The organism is bacterium, assembly GCA_030019025.1.
Taxonomy (GTDB): Bacteria; Hydrothermota; Hydrothermia; order UBA1063; family UBA1063; genus UBA1063.
The window spans coordinates 26,109-28,661 of record JASEFR010000005.1 but is presented as its reverse complement, the minus strand read 5'-3'; the positions used below and the strand labels follow the sequence as shown (position 1 = coordinate 28,661).

Genomic DNA, 2,553 nt, shown 5'->3' with positions numbered 1-2,553 from the left:
TGACCAGTGGTATGAAAGGAATTATTATCTCTTTCAGTCAGAGGTGAAGGCCTTAAAGAAAGTTGTGCCTGATGGAATCGGTCTTGAGGTAGGTGTGGGAACGGGAAGGTTTGCAGAGGAACTGGGTATAGAATTTGGTGTTGACCCGGCTATAAACATGCTGAGGTTCGCGAAGAAAAGGGGCATTAAGGTTGTGGCAGGAGTTGGGGAGGCACTGCCTTTTTCAGAGGAAATCTTTGATTACGTGTTAACGGCCATCACCATCTGTTTTGTTAGAGACCCAAAGCGGGTAATAGGAGAATCAAGGAGGGTCCTCAAGAGAGGTGGTAAGTTGATAACGGGATTTGTTGATAGAAACACTTTTCTCGGGAAGCTTTATGAGGAAAAGAAAAAGCTGGGCCACAGGTTTTACAGGTATGCAAATTTTTTCACACCTGAGGAGATTCTGGATTTGATGAGGGGTGCAGGCTATTCCCGTTTTGAAATCTACCAAACCATCTTTGGCCCTGATAGTCAGAATAGGATAGAAGAGCCAGAGGTAGGCTTTGGGAAGGGGGCTTTTGTTGTGATTTCCGGTGTAAAGGAGGATTGAAATTGAGAGCTTTCATGCTAATTTTGCTTTTTTCTACTCTAATTTCTGCGGAACAAAGAACGGTATTAGTGGAGGTCTTCGCTTCCACTACCTGTCAATATTGTGCCGATGCCATAAGGGGAGTGGAGGAGTTAAAAATTAATCACGGGGATACCGTTTCAGTATTGGTTTATTACCCAAACATCACAGATCCCTTTTATGCTCCTGAATCTTATCAGAGGGGACTCTATTATTCCATCTCCGGTGTGCCGGTGGCAGTGTTTGATGGAATTAAAAGAGTGGAAGGTGGTTCGTCCGATCATACTTCAATGTACCGAGTTTATAAAGATACCTTTGATGTGAGGAAAGTCGTGGATCAGCCTGTGGGTTTTGATGTGAGCGGAGAATACGATTACCAATTACGAAAGGGTACATTATTTGTGAAATTGAAAAATCAGCATTCTTACGCCCTTTCGGGTCATTTAAGAACCGCAGAGGTTATTGTGGATACCAATTACCTTTGGCAGGATATGGATCACCTTGTTTACGTTGTTAGGAAAATGTTTCCTGATTATAAGGGGATTTTGGTTGATGTTGCTCCTTTCGATTCGGTAAGTCTCAGCGTTGAATTTTCCATAGGAGAGCAAGATGCAGAGGATAAGATTGCTTTTATAATTTTTCTACAAATGGATGAGAGTAAGGAAGTTGTAGGCTCAATGCCCGAGGTAAGTTTAGCCTCTCTAAACTGGGTAGGAGTTAGCGATGTGGCAAAAAAGGGGATGAAAGTTCTTTGTGGAAAAAGAGTCGTCAGGTTTTTAATAGAAAGTGATGCTGTTGTAAATTTAAGTATCTTTGATGTTCAAGGGAGAGAGTTGGTAAGAAGGCAAATGATTAGAGGAGAGCTACACCTCTCCCTTAAGCAAGGGGTCTATTTTTACAGAATGGGAAATAATTATGGAATGTTTGTGGTTTATTAGTATTACAGGTGAATCACTTCAAATCCCATTTCTTCAAGTTTTCTTGCGATAAATCTTCTGTGGCAGCGAAAAAAAAGTTTTTCAGCGCACATAATGGCGGTCAGTTTCTTTCGGGCAATTTCTGTGAGGATGCCGATACCTTCTTCAAAGTCTTTAGTCTTTGTATAATTTTCGTATCCGCCCTTTCTGAAGCCACCAAGCTTATCACCGAGATAGTAATACTCAATTCCTACCTCTTTTAAACTAATCTCCAGATTCTCGCGGTTAAAATGTTCAAATTTACTTTTTGGGAACCTCCTCACGTCAACTACAATCTCCACTCCTGTTTCTTTCAAAATCTTGATAAATTCCTCCATCGTCCTATTACTGTGCCCAATTGTAAAATTTTTTTGCATCTTAGCATTGTGAAAAGATTATAATTGATGGAGAAAGGTGGGAAAAGAGACTGAGTGAAAGTCTTCAATTATGAATACTTTGATTCTCATTTAATTGTTGAGCAGCAGATCGTTGCTGCTTAAAAGACTTAGTTTTAACTTTGATCTGCTTCACCTTTTTGGTAGTTTCGTTGTATAATTTATAATGTTTACAGAAAGAAAGGAGGCTGAAACATGGAAAAGTAGAAGTATATACCTCCAGCTTATAATAGCGATTCATTTCATTGTCCACATTGCCACGTATTTGCGCATCAGCGTTGGTATAATCTTGTGATTCGTGAGATGGAGTGGTGGGTTGATTTGTCGAGCAATTCTGTTAAAGAAGCAAAAGTTTCTGTTTGTACTTATTGCGGGGAGTTTTCAATTTGGATTAATGGGAAAATGATATATCCGGATAATTTTGCGGTTGAGCCTCCTAATCAGGATCTAAGTGACGAAATAAAACAGGATTATCTTGAAGCGGCTTCGATTTGGCAAAAATCTCCTCGTGGTGCGGCTGCGCTTTTAAGGCTGGCTCTCCAAAAGTTGATGATACAATTGGGGGAAAAGGGAGAAAATTTAAATGAAGATA

5 protein-coding genes are annotated in these 2,553 nt (G+C 40.2%); 4 read left to right on the top strand and 1 reads right to left on the bottom strand.

What is annotated here, in order from left to right; genetic code table 11:
• Together QMD82_02125 and QMD82_02120 are read left to right on the top strand one after the other, a co-directional pair.
• Positions 1 to 592 (top strand): class I SAM-dependent methyltransferase (locus QMD82_02125; protein ID MDI6850722.1); only part of this gene is annotated, 592 nt, incomplete at its 5' end.
• A gap of 2 nt (positions 593 to 594) precedes the next feature.
• A complete protein-coding gene (locus tag QMD82_02120) occupies positions 595 to 1,548 on the top strand; it encodes a hypothetical protein (GenBank protein MDI6850721.1) in 954 nt (317 codons plus the stop codon).
• 2 nt (positions 1,549 to 1,550) lie between these two features.
• Here QMD82_02120 and QMD82_02115 read toward each other — a convergent pair whose 3' ends face one another.
• Positions 1,551 to 1,943 (bottom strand): DUF488 domain-containing protein, encoded by a 393-nt coding sequence (locus QMD82_02115; protein ID MDI6850720.1) that lies wholly within the window; start codon positions 1,941 to 1,943, stop codon positions 1,551 to 1,553.
• Between the two features lie 184 nt (positions 1,944 to 2,127).
• Between QMD82_02115 and QMD82_02110 the strand changes: the two genes are divergently transcribed.
• Positions 2,128 to 2,256, top strand: a complete 129-nt coding sequence (locus QMD82_02110) for a hypothetical protein (protein ID MDI6850719.1) — start codon at positions 2,128 to 2,130, stop codon at positions 2,254 to 2,256.
• A partial coding sequence (locus QMD82_02105) for a hypothetical protein (protein ID MDI6850718.1) occupies positions 2,253 to 2,553 on the top strand: 301 nt, incomplete at its 3' end. The genes QMD82_02110 and QMD82_02105, both read left to right, overlap by 4 nt.

Excerpts from the sequence above, each read along its gene's own strand:
- QMD82_02110 (MDI6850719.1), top strand. The coding sequence starts at position 2,128 with ATGTTTACAGAAAGAAAGGAGGCTGAAACATGGAAAAGTAGAAGTATA.
- QMD82_02115 (MDI6850720.1), bottom strand. The coding sequence starts at position 1,943 with ATGCAAAAAAATTTTACAATTGGGCACAGTAATAGGACGATGGAGGAA.